Genomic DNA, 18,034 nt, shown 5'->3' with positions numbered 1-18,034 from the left:
AAGAAGCTTTCTAATCAGGTATCCCCTTCGATCCTCATTTTGAAAAGGCGGAAGAACCTCAATAAACGATATTGGGCAAACCCAATTCGCATTTTGGCGTTTTCAGCGCCTGACCGGACTGGATATCAAACCCGTTAATTGAAACCAAAGCCGCCCGTAGGCGCCTGGTAAGACTCGCTAGCCAGATGTTCCTGGTAAATTTGTCGCGCCTGATCGTCCAACGGAAAACGTTCCAGCGCCCGCTGCGCGACGGCTTTCACCGCCGGGTCTTCATCCGGATTTTGCAAGGTTGCCAGCAACGGCTCGCGCACGCTGTCGTAAGCAAACTCGCCATTGCCCATCGCGGCAATCACCCAACGTCTGACCTCGGGATCGGCATCGTTGACCCCTTCGGCGAAAATCCGCTGGGCATCCTGATCGCTACCCGCCAGCTTGGACAGCACTTGCAGGCCGTTCAGCCGCAGTTGCGGATCGCTGTTGCCGACAAACGGATAAACCGCCTTAACGATCTCTTGTTGCTCGGCCGGCGAAGCACCTCCACTTTGCTTAACCAAATTAGCCATGGCCGCCACCGCTAATTCCGAATTTGCCGCCCCGTCTCCGCGTAATACATCCAGCAGACCGGCGCGGGTCGGAGCATCGTAACTGGCCGTCGCGCCCAACAATTGCAGGGCATCCAGCCGTTGCTCCTCGGAACCTTTCCGCAATAACTGGACGGCCGCCGCTTTAAGCTTCGACATGCCCACGGCGGCACCGGAGGTCGCCAAGGCCAAACTCAGGGTTTTGCCCAACGGCGTGCCGCTGAACTTCATAATGTGCGCCAACACTTGCTGCCGGGCGGCGGGGTCGGATTGGATCTGGGCCATGATCAGTTGAAATTCCTCGCCGTCCCGCAGCACTTCGTAGCTTAGCCCTTGCCCAGCCTTGTCTTCCAATGCCACCAGCAACTGGCTTGTACTTTGAGTGTCGGCAACCTCGTCGGTGGAGGTGTCGTCGGAAAAATCCAGCCAGGCTTGCTCGTCGGTAAAGGTCCGGATTTTAGGCCCAAGCGGGTTAACATCCAGCAATTGGCTCAGCGGAGCAGTCGCCGAACCGGCCGGTTGCCCAGTCTGCGATTCAGGCCGATCAAACCCGGCCCCCTTGAGCACATAAATCGACAAACACGCCACCAGGAAAACCGGAACAAAAAAAACACTGAATTTCCGCATGTCTAGTTTTAACTCCATCAAAGAACTCAACCCAAGCCAGATTGCCCGCGCCCTAGCGGGCAGCAAGCACCCCGCATCAATTTATTGTGTTCCCAGCTCCAGTGTGGGAACACAAAACAGACGCTCCTGCGTACCAAGCCGCACCACTAGAGAGGTAGGGGATGCATTCCCACGCAGGTGCGTGGGAACGATAAAATCTATTCGACCCCGCCGAAAGAGTTCCCTGGCGGTTACCAACGAAGGCGATGGGAGCCTTAGCCACCCATCGCCCACCACGCTTTCAACGGTCGATATTGATAGCTTACTTCGATGGCGCGCTTATGATTGCTTACGACTCAGCCTATAGGGTGTGCCGCGCGTCGTTCAGCACGTCCCACGGCTTTGACGCTTAGCCGGCGCGGCCCCGCCTCTTAAGGCCTAGCAGCCCCAGCAAGCCGGTACCGAACAGCCAGACCGCTCCCGGCACCGGGACCGCCGGCGTAGAGGTAACATCGGGGTTGATGGAAAGGTGACCCAGAACCAAATTGACTTCTGGATCCCCAAGTTGAAAAAAGCTGGCCCACGAACTGTCCCCCCAAATGTAATCAGATTCCAGGGTCAGCATGCCTTGGGCATTAACGCCAAACACAGGGTTCAATAGCTGGAATGCCGTATATTTGGCTGTTTCCGCATGGCCGCTGGCACCTATATACCATCTATTAGTATCACCGCTTTGATATTCTCGAATATCAATACCCCGCAGCCAGAGCGTACCGCCAGGCGCAGCAAAGTCGCTGGCAAAGCGCAAGGAACCGCCCAAGCTAATGTAATGGACAAAATCCGGAAAGTCGGGATCGCTATAACCCATGCCGTCGGCCATCAACGGCCCGTACGAACCCGGCGCATACCCCGCCCCCCAACCAGGATCCAACCCCGGCGAATCGGCCGATTCCACCGGCATCGCCCAGCCGCCAACCGGCTGCTCGAGTGGCACTCGCTGCGCTGGGTCGTCAATCCGCCAAGCCGCGATAGCTTCCGGCGTGGACTGGCCACGCTGAATAGATCGATCCGAGGCGGTTATCGAATTGGGAATTTCGGACGGCACCTCGTTGCCAACGAACAATTGCGGATAAAAGAAGCGGTTGCCGTAGGTGTTGGAGGTGGGCTCCATGGCACCATTATTTAACGGAATACCGTGTATATCGCTTCGAAACCACTCGCTTTTCATCGTCGCCCAGACCTGCTGGTCATAAGTCAAGTAAGCCATACCGCCGATAGTGCCGTTCAAGGTGCTGGCGTCAGCGGGCGCGGATAGAATCATCAACGCGGCCAGGTTGACGGAAAGCAGGGTTATTTTCTTAACGTTAGGTAATTGTTTTTTCATGCGGTTCTTCCTGAATATCAAATTTTTTTATCTTTACTGTTACCGGAAAACCATCAGGGGCGGCGAAAGGCTTTCCCTGATGCTTATCAACGAAGGCGAAGGTAGCCTTAGTCACCCATCGCCGCCCACGCTTTCAATGGTTAATATTGATGGGTTACTTCAATGGTGCCTATGATGGCTTGCGACTCAGAGCCTGTTGGCGCCGGCGAACCATACACAGCCGGAGTGCCGGATGTTGTCGAGGTTGGAGTGGTGTAAGTACCGCTACCGGTCAACATGGTCATGTTATTGACTGAATCGGCCGTATATTGCCACCAATTGGCACCATTGGCCGGCGCTACATTGATACCGTAGAAGTCATCGCAAACCGTTCCTGTCTTCGTCCCTTTAAAGCATCTTCCCCAATCGGTTCCATCGGTATCAGTGCTGGAATTGGCAAAGCGCAAATTGGCTTTCAACGTCAAGGTGGTTCCGGACAGCGAGGTATAGACTTCGGTCAGTTTGAAAAGAGTATTACCCGTCAAATACTCTTTCAACACCCAAGTGCCGTTGCCCCCCCCCGTATTGCCCGTATTCTCCAGGGAAAGCTTACCCCATCTGAGCGATAACGCAGGGTTTTGAAATGCGCTACGCACCTTCAACACCCCTGCTAAACCGATTATGCCCGTTGAAGCGTTATTCCATGTAGAGACTTTATTTCCGGTTTGAAACGTAGTGGTGTAATTGGGTGTCGCCGAGGTCGCACAGACCACAGGCAAAGTCTGAGCATTGTAGGTCGTCGTGCCCGCAACCACCGCAGCTCCGCCGGTACCGGTGCTCGGTGTGGCATTATTCAGAGTGGAGTAGCTGAAAGCATTATCGGCAAGAAATGCATTGAGATAGATAAAACGTTTACCGTAATCCACCCCTCCCCAAAGCGCCTGCCCCGTATCCGAGTCCGCAGACGGTAGCGTCAGGCCACCGGCCCTGCCCCCACCCGCCATCGTCGCTAAAGCGGTTTTATGCAAGGTGAGTGTGGCGTTATTACCCGTCGTACACGCCGCATTCGCCTCCATCGCCGTCAACGCACTGGATAGCGCGGTTAAAGCGAATATTCCTACTTTGATATTGCTTTTTTTCATTTATAACTCCCGGTTTTGAATAACCTGCTCGCTTGCGCGCGGATTATCAAAAATAATTTAAACAGCTTTAAATAAAATCAGCATTAATCGGCATTTTAAAGACAGAACCCTTAATCGTTCAAAAAACACCTCTAACACTCTCTTTGGCTTTTTTCGAGCCGGGCGCATCTTCAAGCGAGAATAAACAATTCGCAATGAGACAAATTGTCGCGCGGCGATTTGTCGCATACCGACTAAAAATCTGTGTTAAATAACTAGTTTATTTGACCAAAAAGTTAATATTTTTTAAGGCATATCACGCAATTTCTAGCGCTTTGCGGCATATGCCATACCATTTAATATTAAATTTATTTTTCCGTCGAACCTGCCTAGTGCTAAAAAAACGCCGACACGCATCGCCGAATCCGTCGTTTTTTTCTCCAAGACGGCTTGAAGCGGAGACAATTGAACCGGAAAACACCAGCCGACGGCCGCCGAGATCAGAATGACTATTCGGATTGATCCGGTTCTATACGCATGTAAGATGCTCTACTGCCGGCTTAGGACGAACAGCTTTTAGCCCGCCATGCACACCAGATATTGTTGTTACCGGCGCCCAGCCGCCTAGCGACACCCAACTAAAATCAAGAACAATCGCTGAGCTTAAAAGCTAATTTTTTTCGCGAAAACTCAGCATCGATTCTTAATCCGCCAGCTGTTATGAATTTAAAGCCGCGATTGATGACTTTCAAAAATTTAACTACAATTCAGCCGCACGCTATTTTCAGAACGAGATCCATCCAGGACCGTTATAATCACCTCATCATTTATTACGAAAAAACTTTCCCGCTTTAAATAAGCGCTTATTCAATTATTCGTTTTTTATAGTTTTCTTGAGAAACCATGAATGCCAATCGATCATTTACAAACGCTTGCGCGTTGGCGGCTTTTATATTCATTCCGTTTTTAAGCGGTACCTGTCATTCGGAGTCGTTGAAAAACATGGAACCTAACACCATGCCGACCACGGTCGGCGAACGCGCCTATTCGGCAACCATTCGGCGCACCAGTTACGGTGTTCCGCACATCTCCGCCCCGGATCTACCCGGCGCCTGGTTCGGCCAAGGCTATGCGATGGCCGAAGACCGGATTTGCGTGTTGCTGGATCAAGTCATCAAGGTGCGCGGCCAACGTTCGCGTTATTTCGGCGCCGGCGATTACGAAGCTAACGTCGAAAGCGATTTTTCTTACCGACATCTGCGTTTAGTGGCCGATGCGGAAAAAAAATTGGCCGGCTTACCCGCGGATATTCAAGACATGCTGGCCGCGCATGCCGCCGGCATCAACCGTTTTGTGGCTGTCGCCGATTCCGGCAAGTTGCCCGGCGCCTGCCGCGATCCGAAGCGGCACGTGACGGTTACGCCAGCTGATTTGTTGGCGATTGCCACCGATTTCAGCATTTTTTTAAGCGGCCGGTTTCTGACCTCCTTTCTGAGTAACGCCCAACCGCCGCAAGCGGCCGGCGCGCCGGTATCGGCACCGCTAGCTGTCCCGGCCGACTCGGCAAAGCCCGGCAGCAACGGCTGGGCGATCGGCGGCGACTTGAGCGAGTCCGGCCACGGCCTATTGCTGGCCCAACCGCATTTTCCGTGGGAAGGCGCATTGCAGGCTTGGGAGTCGCACGTCACGGTGCCGGGCAAACTCGACGTCTACGGCATCACCGTCCCCGGCGTACCGAACACGCTGGTCGGCTTCAATGCCGCAGTCGCCTGGACCTTGACCGTAACGACGTCGCCGAAAGCCACGCTCTACCGATTAGCGCTGGATCCGGGCGATCCAACTCGCTATCGTTACGACGACGGAATCAAGGCGATGGAATCGACCGATTACACGATAGAAGTGCTGAACGGCGCGGGCGTACTGGAACCCAGAACCCGCAAGCTGTGGCGCAGCCACTACGGACCGATCCTGTCTATTCCGGCCGCCTTGACCGGCGGCATGGCCGATCTGGCATGGAATAACCAACACGTTCTGACTTACCGCGACGCCAATATCGACAACGATTCGATGCTCGCCCAATTTTTCGACATGGCCAAGGCAACGAACTTGGACGGCCTGATCGACGCCCACCGGCGTTGGGCAGGTAGCATACCGTTCTCGAACACCATCGCCACGTCCGTGGAAGGCAAAGCTTGGTACGCCGACAGTTCGCCGGTACCGCATTTGTCGCCGGCCGCGTTGCAGGCCTGGCAACAGGCCAAGCAAAGCGATCCGGGTGTCGCGGCGCTATACGCGTTTCACGGCATCTATTTGCTGGACGGCAGCACATCGCGCGACGAATGGCTTAACGACCCGGCCGCCCGCAAGCCGGGCTTGCTACCGTTCGAGCGCGCGCCGCAACTGCTGCGTAGCGATTTCGTGTTCAACGCCAACGACAGCCACTGGCTGAGCAATCCCAAGCAGCCGCTGGAAGGCTTTTACGCGCTGTACGGCGACGAGCGTCAGCCGCCGTCGCTGCGGACCCGGATGAACGCGCTGGCCTTGACCCGGCAAACCGGCAAATTTTCGCTGCAATCGGTCAAGGATGCGGCCTTGTCTAACCAGTCGCTGGCCGGCCGCTTGTTCAGAACCGCCCTGGTGGAGCGTTGCCGCGCCGCCAAGTCGGTCAAAATCGGCACCGAGCGCGTCGATTTGAGCCAAGCGTGCCGAATACTGGCCAACTGGGACGAACGCTTCGATTTGGAAAGCCGCGGCGCGGTGTTGTTTCGCGAGTTTCTGAGCACGTTTCGCCCGGAAGCCGGCGGCCACGAAGACACGATGATGTCGGCCAAGGACAAAATCTTTGCCCGGGCCTTCGACCCGGCCGCGCCGCTCACGACGCCCGACGGCCTCGCGCCAGCACCGAAACACGGTCCGGACCCGGCGCTGCTGGCGCTGGGCAAGGCCGTGCAAACGCTGCGGCAAGCCGGCATCGCATTGGATGCCAAATTGGGCGATCTGCAATTCAGCCAGAAAAACGCCGCCAAGATTCCTGTCCACGGTGGTCAAGGCCAGGAAGGCATTTTGAACATGGCGGCTTACAGCGGCTCGAACGACACCATGCTGCCGGGCACCCAGCGGGGAAAAGTGCTGAATCCGGCCACCGGTTTGACCGACCAAGGCTACGTGGTCAATTACGGCACCTCGTTTTTGCTGGCTGTCGAATTAACGCCGCAAGGCCCGCATGGTCAAGCGGTGCTGGCCTTCTCGCAATCGACCGACCCCGAGTCGCCGCATTTCGCGGACCAGACTGAATTGTTCTCCAAGAAAGGCTGGCGACCTTGTTTGTTCCGGGATGCCGATATCGAAGCCGATCCGAGCGTGCGGCGCTACCAAGTAGCAACGCCGTAACACCGGTCCTACCGTCTTCGAGGCGGAGTGGTGTCGCCTCTATGCCCGATGGGCGCCGACGAACGGCGGAGTACAAACCTCGGCTTGTACTCCAAACCGCTGGCCGGGCCGCGCACAACCCAGCTCATCGATTATTCCTAGCCGCTCAATCGCGCCATTTCACGCGCTGCCTGAGTCAAATAACGTAGTTTAGTGATTCGGACACCCGTCGAGAGCCCGGAAGCCTTGCTATTCGGTGCCTTTCGCTTGGCTTGGTAATTGCTTGCGGGCGTAAGCGGCGCGATTTTTTTCAGCTCCCCCCCGGCAACACCCGCGCCTTCAGACACCTAAAAACTTAACCGCCGAAATCGATTCCCCGCTTTCGGCAGCGGCGCAATGGAGTAGCGATGGAAAAATTGTTCGACAGTCTGAACGGATATTTTGCCGGTGTCCCGACACGGGTGATACGGTTTAAATGGTGGATTTTGCTGTCAACCCTCGCGCTAACCCTGTTTTTGCTATTCGGGGCGCTGACCCGCACCAGCATTAACACGGCCGCGAACAGCTTTCTGGATAGAAGCGACCCGGCCATCGTGGCCTTGGATAAGTTTCGCCGCCAGTTCGGTAGCGACGACTCGGTGTTTTTGGTTTACCGGGCCAAGGACGGCGACGTCTTCTCGCGGCGTTCGTTGGCCGCCTTGCAAACCTTGACCGACGACTTGGAAAACTGGCGTGAACTCGGCGAGAAGGTCAAGGATGCCGGCGGACAGACCGCGAACTTGGACGAACTGCGCCATATTCGCCGGGTACAATCCTTAAGCAACCTCCGCGTACAGAGCGCGGACGGCGATACCCTGCATTCCAACCGCTTGGTGCCGCGCCAATTGCCCGACAATCCAGCCGAATTGGCCGAAATCAAAGCCAAGGCCCTGGCGCAAAAAGACTATCGCTTGGCGTTTTACTCGCCGGACGGCCAATACGCGGCGGTGTTGATCCAAACCGACTTCGGCGCGATACCGGTCAAGGACTACGTGCCCAAGGTCAACGCCGACGGCGTGGCCTTGGACGACAGCTTCGGCGATGTGGCCGGCGGCGCCGAAACCTTGAAATTCGACGACAGTGCCGAAGTCCAAGCCATCCAATACGAGAAGGTCGATAATTTTGTTTACGCCCGCTTCGTCAAGGCCTTGAAAGCGGTGTACCAACGCTACGACAACGACTTCGAATTTTATTCGGTCGGTTATCCGCCGCTGATGGAATTCGTTCAGCAAGTGCTGCAGCAATCGGCCGGTTTGAATCTGGGCATGATACTGATCAACGTGGTACTGCTGTGGGTGCTGTTCCGCTCGTTCAGCGCGGTGCTGTGGCCGGTGTTGATCGTGTTGTTCAGCATCGTCTGGGTCACCGGCGCGGTCGCCTGGGCCGGCAAGAGTCTATCGACGATGATCAGTCTGACCGTGATGCTGGTGTTCGTTTGCTGCATGGCCGATTGCATCCACGTCATCAGCATTTATCAGGCGCGCCGCCAGCAAGGCGACCACCACCGGCAGGCGCTCTCGGATGCCTACGCCACCGCCGGTTTGCCGATGTTGATAACCAGCATCACCAATATGACCGGTACCTTTTCGCTGATTTCGTCCGAGCTTTATCCGATCCGGGTGTTCGCCGCGATGTCCACCTTGGGCGTCGGCTTGGCCTACTTATTTTCGGTGATGTTGCTGCCGATCCTATTGGATTTCTGGCATCCCGGCGTGGCCGACGCGTCGGTCAAACCGGGCTGGCCGCACCGTATCGCGAATCGTTGGCTGGCACTGTCTACCGCGACCCGCTCGGTCTGCACCATTGCCTACGTCGGCTTGGTCATGCTGGCCTTGGGCTCGAGCGTGGGCGGCTATATCGCGCTGATTTCGGTATTGACTTACGCGGTGATCCGCGGCCAGAAACGTTTGTTGAGCGCCGTGCCGCGCTTGGCCGCGCGGCAATTTCGGCTGTCCTTGCTGTTGTTCGGCGCGTTGGTGGCGGCCTGCTGGTACGGCGAAAGCCGGCTGCGCATCGACTCCAACGTCACCGAACTGACCCGCGAAGGCAGCGCCATCCGGGTCGCCTACCAAACCGCCGACGGCAAGATGGCCGGCACCCAAAACATGGAAATCATGCTGGATACCAAAACGGCGGACGGCATTCTCGACCCGAAAATCCTGACCCGCATCGATAGCCTGCAACAAAAGATCGCCGAAAAATATCCGGACAAGGTCAGCCGGACGTATTCGCTGGCGAATCTGGTCAAGGATACTTACCGGGTTTTGAACGAAGACCGGCCGGAGTTTTACCGCATCCCGGATTCCCAGACGATGGTGGCGCAATTGTTGTATCTGTTCAACAGCGTCAATCCGGCCGATCGGCGCGGCATCGTGTCCGACGACTATAGCCAGTCGCACATCAGCGTCAACGTGTACAGCGCCGGTTCTTCGCAATATCAAGCCTTCTTCGACGAAGTGAACCGGGAAATCGCACAAGTGTTCGGCGACGTGAAGAACGAGTTTCCCGATCTGGAAGTCACCTTGACCGGCACGGTTCCGCTGGCGATGCGCACCCAGGCCATCATCGCCCATTCGCAATACGACGGCTTTTTGTTGGCGCTGGGCGTCATCAGCGTGATCATTTTCCTGACGCTGGGTTCGGTGCAGGCCGGTTTGCTGTCGTTGATTCCCAACGTGATTCCGGCCTTGTTCACTTACGGCCTGATGGGCTTGCTGGACATACCGCTCGATACCGACACCTTGCTGTTGGCGCCGGTCATCATCGGCTTGGCGGTCGACGACACCATCCATTTCATGACCCATTACCGACAAACGCTGATCAAGACCCGGCACATGGCCGAAGCCTTGCGGGAGACGATAGAGGAAGTCGGCCCATCGATACTGTTTACCGGCATGGTGTTGGGCTTGGGTTTTTCGATTCAAGGTTTTTCCGACTACCTCGGCACCGCGAAGATGGGCATCTTCGGCGGCTTGGCGATTTTCGTCGGCATCTTGTGCGAACTGTTCTTGCTACCGGCGTTGCTGGTGGCTTTCAAACCGAAATTCGGTCTCAAACAGGTCGATACGACCATCAATTTATGAGGTTCAAGCATGCGTAATCGCTTTGCAAATCGGCTGATTCTGGCGGCCGTCTGCGCCGTACTGGCTCAACCGGCGGCGGCCGAGGAAGGCGGCGCGCCGGACGGGCGGGCCATATTGGAAAAGCTGTCGGATTATCAGCGCAGCATCACCGACTCGGCCTTCGTCAAATCGCGCCTGTCCAGTTGCCAATACGGCATCAAGGACAACAAAATCACCTGCGCCGAAACGCCTCGGGAAAAACTGCTGGAAGCGGTCGGCATCAACGACGGCAAGAACAAAAAGGACACCAAGGCGGTAACCATCGTACTGGAACCGGCCTCCGAAAAAGGCGTCGGCATGTTGAATTACAGCTACGACGAAACCGGCAAGGATAACGAAACCTGGCTCTACCTGTCGGCGCTGGGTAAGGTCAAGCGCATTGCCAGCGGCAATTCCGACGACGATTCCGAACCGGCCTCGCTGTTCGGCTCGGAATTCACCACCGAGGACACCGAAACCGGCAAACTGGACGACTACACGATCAATGTGCTCGGCGACACCGTGGAAGCGGGCCGGCCGGTCTGGAAAATCGAAACCATCCCCAATGCCGAGCGCGCCCGCAAGACCCGCTACGGCCGCCGGGTAATGTACGTCGACAAGGAGCGCTACGTGTCGTTGCGGGTCGAGCTGTACGACAAGCAAAACAAGGAAATCAAGCGCCTGCTGACTTCCAAGGTCGAGGAAATCAAAGGCGTCTGGACGGCGCGTTCGCAAACGATGATGAATCTCGTCACCAATCGCTTATCGAATATGGCCCGCAGCGAAATCAACAGCAACGTAAAAATCCCCGACGACTTTCTGACCCAGCGCACGTTAACCGACGTGGCTTTTAGAGAAACCACGCTGGAACAATTGCGGGCCCAAACGAACTGACGGTGATTGCTTGCCCACCGCGCAAACCTGGCCCTAAGCGGTCACGGCTGTATTTGGCCGTCGTCTTGAGTCTGGCGCTCCCCGCGCGCGCCGAGCCCAGCGCGGCGGCGTTGGCGTCCGAACCGGTGCTGGACTTGCCGGACACCGGCTCGCTAGCATTCGACGACGCTTCGGCGTCGCCGCCGACCGATACCGATTCAGGCTGGCTGGACCGATTTACCTTCAAATTCACCCAACTGCTTTACGCGCAAGTTCACGACCACAAAACCGATTCCGGCCGGCACAAGCAAGCCACCGTCGAAGACAACCGTCTCGGCCTGCTGGTCAAATATCAAAACCCCTTCGCCCCCGGCTGGAATCTGCAAGGCAGCGGCCAGGCCAAGCTGTACTGGCCGTCCGATTACGATTTCGAGGGCTTGAGCAGCCAGTCCATCGAAATGGAACAACGCCTGGACAACGTCGAAATGCGGCTGAACGAGTTGTATCTGAGCAAGACCTTCGGCAGCCACACCTTCAAGCTGGGCAGACAGACCTTAGTGTGGGGCGAGGCCGAGGGCAATTCGGTGCTGGACACCTTGAACGTGTTGGAATACCGCGACCTGAGCACGATAGAGGTGGAGGACGCCCGCATCAACCAATGGTTCGCGGTTTGGGAGCATTTCGCCGCCAATCGGCGCTGGGCCATGTTCGTCAATCTGAATCCGCAATTCAACCCGCTGCCGCGCCAGGGCAGCCCGGCTTATTCGGCGCCGCTATTTCCGATCGACGATCCCAACCCTGACCGTCACCCGATCGAAGTCGGCGCGCGGATGCAATGGTCGGTCGAACACAGCGACCTGTCCCTGATGGCGGCCTATTTGCAGGAAAACCAATTGCATTATCTGACGCCGACCACGCTGAACGGCCACATCCAGTCCAAGGACAACGGTTATTGGCTGCTGGGCGCCAGCGCCAACCGGGCCATCGGCAAGTTGTTGCTGAAGCTGGACTTGGCCTACAGCGTGGGCCTGCTCGAGGACACGAACATCCTTGCGCCGATCCCGCATACCTCGACCGCGCGCAAGGATCAAATCGGCGCATCCTTCGGCTTCGACTACGCGCTGACCAACGACCAGAACATCAATGCCTCGGTACAGGCACGCTCGTTTCTGGACCAAGACAGCGGCTTGGCCGTCAGCGAGCGCACCAGCAACGGCGACATCTTCGGCACCTGGCTGATACGCTACAACTGCCGTTTTTGGAACGACACCCTAACCTTCATCTCCTACAACCAAGGCACGCTCAACGCCGGCCAAGCCTTGACCAGCGCGATGCTGACCTATTCGATCGACGACCATTGGTCGGTGATGGGTACCGTGGTCGGCACGTTCGCCAACAAACAAAGCGCGCTACCGGTTCTGGACCAGGACGTCAGGCTCGGATTCAGCATCAGTTACTCGCTGTAAAGCCGTCTGCCCGCCAAGCCGGCGCGGTCCCGCGCGGATAACAACCCAACACGTCGGTTTCGATAGGAAGCGCCGCGTTGCGATACGATAGCGTCCCCTAGTTTGAAATTTCGTGGAATATTGAGGAATGCAAAACACCGAAAGCCGGCCGTTCGCAAGTCACCGCTTCAGCGTGGCGCCTATGCTGGATTGGACCGACCGGCATTGCCGCTACTTTCATCGTCTGCTGACCCGCGAGGCCTTGCTGTATACCGAAATGGTCACCACCGGAGCGATTTTGCAGGGCGGGCGGGAGCGGCATTTGCGTTATAACGCCGAGGAACATCCGCTGGCCCTGCAACTGGGCGGCAGCGATCCGGGCGATCTGGCGCTGTGCGCAAAAATCGCCGAAGACTACGGCTACGACGAAGTCAATCTGAACGTCGGTTGTCCGAGCGACCGGGTCCAAAACGGCCGATTCGGCGCTTGTCTGATGGCCGAGCCGGGACTGGTGGCCGATTGCGTCGCAACGATGCGCGCGGCGGTGACGATACCGGTAACGGTCAAGTCGCGTATCGGCATCGACGACCGGGACTCCTACGAAGAACTCGCGCAGTTCGTCGCGACTGTGGCGGCGGCCGGTTGCGAAACCTTCATCGTTCACGCGCGCAAGGCCTGGCTGTCGGGCCTATCGCCTAAGGAAAACCGCGAGATTCCGCCACTGCAATACGACATGGTGTTTCGACTGAAACAGGATTTTCCGCATTTGACGATCGCCATCAACGGTGGCGTGACATCGCTGGACAGCGCCGCCGAGTTATTGCAAGAAATCGACGGTGTGATGATGGGCCGCGAGGCCTATCACAACCCTTATATTCTGGCCGAAGTCGACCGCCAGCTGTTCGGGAATAGCGGCACGATTCCCAGCCGCCGCGAGATTGCGATAGCCATGCTGCCCTATCTCGAACAACAGGCCGGGTTGGGCGTGCGCCCGCACGCGATCACCAAGCATATCCTGGGCTTGTTCCACGGGGTCGACGGCGCCAGGGCCTGGCGGCGCCATCTCAGCGAGAATGCCAACAAACCCGGCGCCGGCGCCGGGGTCTTGCTGGACGCCTTAGAATTTACCCGGTGATACGGTATACTCACCGCATTTTTTTACCTGGGGGACGGCAATGGAAGAATACTTTTCCAAAATCATTCAAGCGATAGGCGAAGACGTCAACCGCGAAGGTTTGCGCGACACGCCCAAACGCGCCGCCGAAGCCTTCAAATTCCTGAACAAGGGCTACCAGCAAACGCTGGACGACGTGCTGAACGATGCCATTTTTCAGGCCGACACCGAGGACATGGTCATCGTCAAGGACATCGAACTGTATTCGCTGTGCGAGCACCACTTACTGCCCTTCATCGGCAAATGCCACATCGGTTATCTGCCGCAGGGCCGGGTGCTGGGACTGTCCAAACTGGCGCGGATCGTCGACATGTATGGCCGCCGCCTGCAAATCCAGGAACAACTGACCCGGCAGATCGCCACGGCGGTGGAAACCGCGATCGGCGCGCGCGGCGTGGCGGTGGTTGTCGAAGCCAAGCATTTGTGCATGATGATGCGCGGCGTCGAAAAGCAAAACTCGGTAATGACCACGTCGGTAATGACCGGGATTTTCCGTCAGGAAATCAGCACCCGTTCCGAATTCCTCAATCTGATCAACCGCAAATAACATGAGCCGGCAAGCGCTACGCAAAACCGGCGTTCTGCTGGTCAATCTGGGCTCGCCGGCCTCGACCAAGATCGGCGACGTGCGCCGCTTTCTGCGCGAGTTTCTGGGCGACCCGCGCGTCGTCAATCTGCCTCGGCCGTTGTGGTGGCTGATCCTGAATTTGTTCATTCTGCCGTTCCGCCCGAAAAAATCGGCCCACGCCTATCGCGCGATCTGGACCGAGCAAGGCTCGCCGCTGATCGTGTTCACCCGACGGCTGGCCGAAAAACTGGCCGCGCGCCTGGCCGGCACCGACATTCAAGTCGAATATGCGATGCGTTACGGCAAACCCGCGCTGGCCGAGAAACTGGCCGAATTCAAGCAAAACGGCGTCGAAGACATCGTCGTCGTGCCGCTGTATCCGCAATATTCCTCGACCACCACCGCGTCGATTTTCGACGTGGTCGCCGAAGTCTTCGTCGGCTGGCGGCATCTGCCGTCGCTGCGTTTTATCGGCGAATTCCACCAACACCCGGCCTACATTCGGGCCGTGGCCGATTCGGTACGCGCGCATTGGGCCGAGCACGGCCGGGCCGACTGTCTGCTAATGTCTTTCCACGGCCTGCCGGCTAAACTGACCGAACTCGGCGACCCGTATTTTTACCAATGCCAAGCCACCGCTAAACGGATTGCCGAGCAATTGGATCTGGCGGAAGACCAATGGCGCCTGGTATTCCAGTCCCGCTTCGGTCGCGCCGAATGGCTAAAACCCTATTGCGTGGAAGTCTTGGCGGAACTGCCGACCCAGGGAATACGCAACATCGATGTGCTGTGCCCCGGATTCTCGGTAGACTGTTTGGAAACCTTGGAAGAAATTGCCATCGCCAACCGGGAGATTTTTCTGGAAGCCGGCGGCGAAACCTACCGCTATATTCCGGCCTTGAACGACAGCGACGCCCACGTCGAGGTGATGCAAGCTTTGATCGAAACCGCGCGTTAGAAACGCGGAACCATAAAATAAAACCGGGGAGGCAGCATGCAAGCGAATATCTTAGAAAGCTGGAATGACCAATGGCCCACGGTGCGATCCAGCACCCCGCCGCCGACCGGCGCCGGCGTCATCGACCAAGGCGCGTTCAACACCATCGAAGTGGACGAATTGTTCGACCACGTCAATTACGCCGCGACGACCGCCGGCCAATCGGTGCTGTACCGCTCGCTGACCCAGCCGTTGGCCGACGCCGACGCGATTGCCGCCAAACAAGCGGCGGTGCGGGAAATTCAGGACAATCCGGCGGTACGCGACAACATCGAAACGATCGTGGCCCGCGCCGCCGAAACCGAAAAACGCCTCTACGTATTGTTGTTCGGCGAGTTTCTGGGCAGTTTCGGCACCGCCCGCCAAGACCATCAAATCGAAGGCTACGGCTACAAACCCTATAGTCGCGGCATCCGCCTTCCGCTGGAACTGGTCGGCGCCATCCACAATTCCGGAAAGCCGAAAACACCGTACTTGCAAGCCATCTTCGACAAAATCGCCGCGTTTGCCGACAGCAACGAATACTCGCTAATGGTCGGCCCGGTGTACAACAGCGAAAAAGGCATCCAAAGCAAGGAAGAGCGCAAGCACTCGTTCGCGCCGGCGACGATATTCCGACCGACCTTGTTCAAGCCGCTACTGATCGCCATGATCGTCGCGGTGATCTGGGGCATCACCAAAGTCTTCCCGTCCAATATATTCGAAGTGACCCGCGACGGCCTGTCGATCGCCTCGGTATTCTTTTTGCCGCTGGCCTTGGTGTATATTCCGGTGGTCGGCGGTTACGACCGCGACAACTGCATCATTCCGTTGCGCAATATCTTCCGCCAATCCAAGGCGCTGGGCGATTTGCTGGACGCCTTGGGCCAACTCGACGAATTGCTGGCCTTCATCAAATACGCCGAACATTACGGCAGCGATATGGTGCTGCCGGAACTGCACGGCGGCGAGCGCCACGACATGGTATTGACCGACGCTAAAAATCCGGTACTCGGCAATAAAAACCCGGACTATGTCGGCAACGATTTTACGATGGATCAAGCCCGTCTGGTCTGCGTCACCGGACCGAACAGCGGCGGCAAGACCGCTTTTTGCAAGACCGTTACCCAAATCCAGTTGTTGGCTCAGGTGGGCTGCTTCGTACCGGCCAAGTCGGCCAAACTCAGCGTCGCCGACCGAATTTTCTACCAGGCGCCGGAAATCAGCCACCTCGACGACGGCGAGGGCCGCTTCGGCACCGAGCTGAAACGCACCCGGGACATTTTCCTGGCCAGCAGTGCGAAAAGCTTGGTCGTGCTTGACGAAATGGCGGAAGGCACTACTTTTGAAGAGAAGATGCAATCGTCGATCGATGTCTTGGACGGTTTTTACCGCAAAGGCAACAGTACGATCCTGATTACCCACAACCATCAACTGGTGGACGAATTCGTCAAACGCAAAATCGCCGACCCCAAACAAGTCGAATTCGCCGACGATTTACCGACGTTCAAATTGGTAGCCGGCATTTCCCGGATCAGCCATGCCGACCGGGTGGCCAAGAAAATCGGCTTTTCCAAACAAGATATCGACCACTATTTAGCCCAATCGTGATGACACTAGGAACCCCCATCAGCGCCGCCGCCACTAAAGCCCTGTTGCTGGGCAGCGGCGAATTGGGCAAGGAAATCGCAATTTCGCTGCAACGTTACGGCGTCGAAGTCATCGCGGTGGACCGCTACGCCAATGCCCCGGCGATGCAGGTCGCCCATCGCAGCCACGTCATCGACATGACCGACGCGGCGGCGGTAACGGCCCTGATCGCCAGGGAGCAGCCGCGCTACATCATTCCGGAACTGGAAGCCATCGCCACCGCCGCGCTGGCCGACATCGAAGCGCAAGGCTCGGCAACCGTGGTACCCAACGCCAGGGCGATCCAACTAACGATGAACCGCGAAGGCATCCGCCAACTGGCCGCCGAGCAACTGGGCTTGCCCACGTCCCGATACGCCTTCGCCGAAACCTTCGAACAGTTAAAATCCGCGGTCGAAAACGGTATCGGCTATCCCTGCTTCATCAAACCGACCATGTCGTCGTCGGGCAAGGGCCAATCGATGGTTAAATCCGCCGATCAACTCCAGGCCGCCTGGGATTACGCCAAGGCCGGCGGCCGAACCGATACCGGCAAGGTCATCGTCGAGGCCAAAATCGATTTCGATTTCGAGATTACCCTGCTGACGGTGCGCGCGTTGGACGCCGACGGCACCGTCCAAACCCATTTTTGCGCGCCGATCGGCCACCGCCAGGAAAACGGCGACTACCGGGAAAGCTGGCAACCGCAGGCCATGAGCGACGCGGCGCTGGCACTGGCCCGACAGATCGCCGGCAAAGTCACCGAAGCCTTGGGCGGCTTGGGCTTGTTCGGCGTCGAGTTATTCGTCAGCGGCGACCGGGTCTGGTTCAGCGAAGTCAGCCCGCGCCCGCACGATACCGGCATGGTAACGATGGTAAGCCAACGTCAGAGCGAATTCGATTTGCACGCCAGAGCGATTTTAGGTCTGCCGGTCGACACCGGCTTGGACAAGGTCGCGGCCAGCGCGGTCATTTTGGGCGGCATCGATGCGAAAAACGTGGTCTATCACGGCTTGGCGCAAGCATTGGCGGTGCCGGACAGCGAAGTGCGACTGTTCGGCAAACCGGAAGCCTTCGCGACCCGGCGGATGGGGGTCGCGCTGGCAACCGCCGCCGATGTCGAGGAAGCCACCGCCAACGCGGTGCGGGCCGCCGCCGCGATCAGGATCTTAGCGGCGGATTAGCCGAA

Annotated in this window: 12 protein-coding genes; 9 read left to right on the top strand and 3 right to left on the bottom strand. The window is 57.5% G+C overall.

Annotated elements, in window-relative coordinates; all coding sequences use genetic code 11:
- Positions 1-134: 134 nt before the first annotated feature.
- The 3 genes from A1355_RS06300 to A1355_RS06290 all read right to left on the bottom strand — a co-directional run bounded on the left by A1355_RS06300 (position 135) and on the right by A1355_RS06290 (position 3,692).
- Positions 135-1,208 carry a HEAT repeat domain-containing protein gene (locus A1355_RS06300; RefSeq protein WP_197471732.1) on the bottom strand — a complete coding sequence of 358 codons (1,074 nt, stop codon included), beginning with the start codon at positions 1,206-1,208 and terminating at the stop codon, positions 135-137.
- A gap of 388 nt (positions 1,209-1,596) precedes the next feature.
- Positions 1,597-2,571, bottom strand: coding sequence for a hypothetical protein (locus tag A1355_RS25625; RefSeq protein ID WP_064026125.1), 975 nt, complete (start codon positions 2,569-2,571; stop codon positions 1,597-1,599).
- A 140-nt stretch (positions 2,572-2,711) separates the two neighbouring features.
- Complete coding sequence (locus A1355_RS06290) at positions 2,712-3,692, bottom strand: hypothetical protein (RefSeq protein WP_064026122.1); 981 nt, start codon at positions 3,690-3,692, stop codon at positions 2,712-2,714.
- Positions 3,693-4,673: 981 nt separating this feature from the next.
- Between A1355_RS06290 and A1355_RS06285 the strand changes: the two genes are divergently transcribed.
- The 9 genes from A1355_RS06285 to purT all read left to right on the top strand — a co-directional run bounded on the left by A1355_RS06285 (position 4,674) and on the right by purT (position 18,029).
- Positions 4,674-7,061 carry a penicillin acylase family protein gene (locus A1355_RS06285; protein ID WP_064026132.1) on the top strand — a complete coding sequence of 796 codons (2,388 nt, stop codon included), beginning with the start codon at positions 4,674-4,676 and terminating at the stop codon, positions 7,059-7,061.
- Positions 7,062-7,447: 386 nt separating this feature from the next.
- Positions 7,448-10,162 (top strand): efflux RND transporter permease subunit, encoded by a 2,715-nt coding sequence (locus tag A1355_RS06280; protein ID WP_082885390.1) that lies wholly within the window; start codon positions 7,448-7,450, stop codon positions 10,160-10,162.
- Between the two features lie 9 nt (positions 10,163-10,171).
- Positions 10,172-11,074 (top strand): outer membrane lipoprotein-sorting protein, encoded by a 903-nt coding sequence (locus A1355_RS06275; protein WP_064026120.1) that lies wholly within the window; start codon positions 10,172-10,174, stop codon positions 11,072-11,074.
- Positions 11,075-11,127: 53 nt separating this feature from the next.
- Positions 11,128-12,519, top strand: a complete 1,392-nt coding sequence (locus tag A1355_RS06270) for a DUF1302 family protein (RefSeq protein ID WP_157197770.1) — start codon at positions 11,128-11,130, stop codon at positions 12,517-12,519.
- Positions 12,520-12,646: 127 nt separating this feature from the next.
- Positions 12,647-13,633, top strand: a complete 987-nt coding sequence (dusA, locus tag A1355_RS06265; protein ID WP_064026115.1) for a tRNA dihydrouridine(20/20a) synthase DusA — start codon at positions 12,647-12,649, stop codon at positions 13,631-13,633.
- A 40-nt stretch (positions 13,634-13,673) separates the two neighbouring features.
- Positions 13,674-14,219, top strand: coding sequence for a GTP cyclohydrolase I FolE (gene folE / locus A1355_RS06260; RefSeq protein WP_064026113.1), 546 nt, complete (start codon positions 13,674-13,676; stop codon positions 14,217-14,219).
- A gap of 1 nt (position 14,220) precedes the next feature.
- Positions 14,221-15,198: a ferrochelatase gene (gene hemH, locus A1355_RS06255; RefSeq protein WP_064026111.1), complete on the top strand. Its 978-nt coding sequence runs from the start codon at positions 14,221-14,223 to the stop codon at positions 15,196-15,198.
- 36 nt (positions 15,199-15,234) lie between these two features.
- The gene (locus A1355_RS06250) at positions 15,235-16,827 is read left to right on the top strand and encodes a MutS-related protein (RefSeq protein ID WP_064026109.1); all 1,593 of its coding nucleotides are present in this window, start codon (positions 15,235-15,237) and stop codon (positions 16,825-16,827) included.
- Positions 16,827-18,029 carry a formate-dependent phosphoribosylglycinamide formyltransferase gene (gene purT, locus A1355_RS06245; RefSeq protein ID WP_064026107.1) on the top strand — a complete coding sequence of 401 codons (1,203 nt, stop codon included), beginning with the start codon at positions 16,827-16,829 and terminating at the stop codon, positions 18,027-18,029. The genes A1355_RS06250 and purT overlap by 1 nt, the downstream gene beginning before the upstream one ends.
- The last annotated feature ends 5 nt before the right edge of the window (positions 18,030-18,034 follow it).

The organism is Methylomonas koyamae, assembly GCF_001644025.1.
Classification (GTDB): Bacteria; Pseudomonadota; Gammaproteobacteria; order Methylococcales; family Methylomonadaceae; genus Methylomonas; species Methylomonas koyamae_A.
This window is presented reverse-complemented; position numbering and strand designations above follow the sequence as displayed.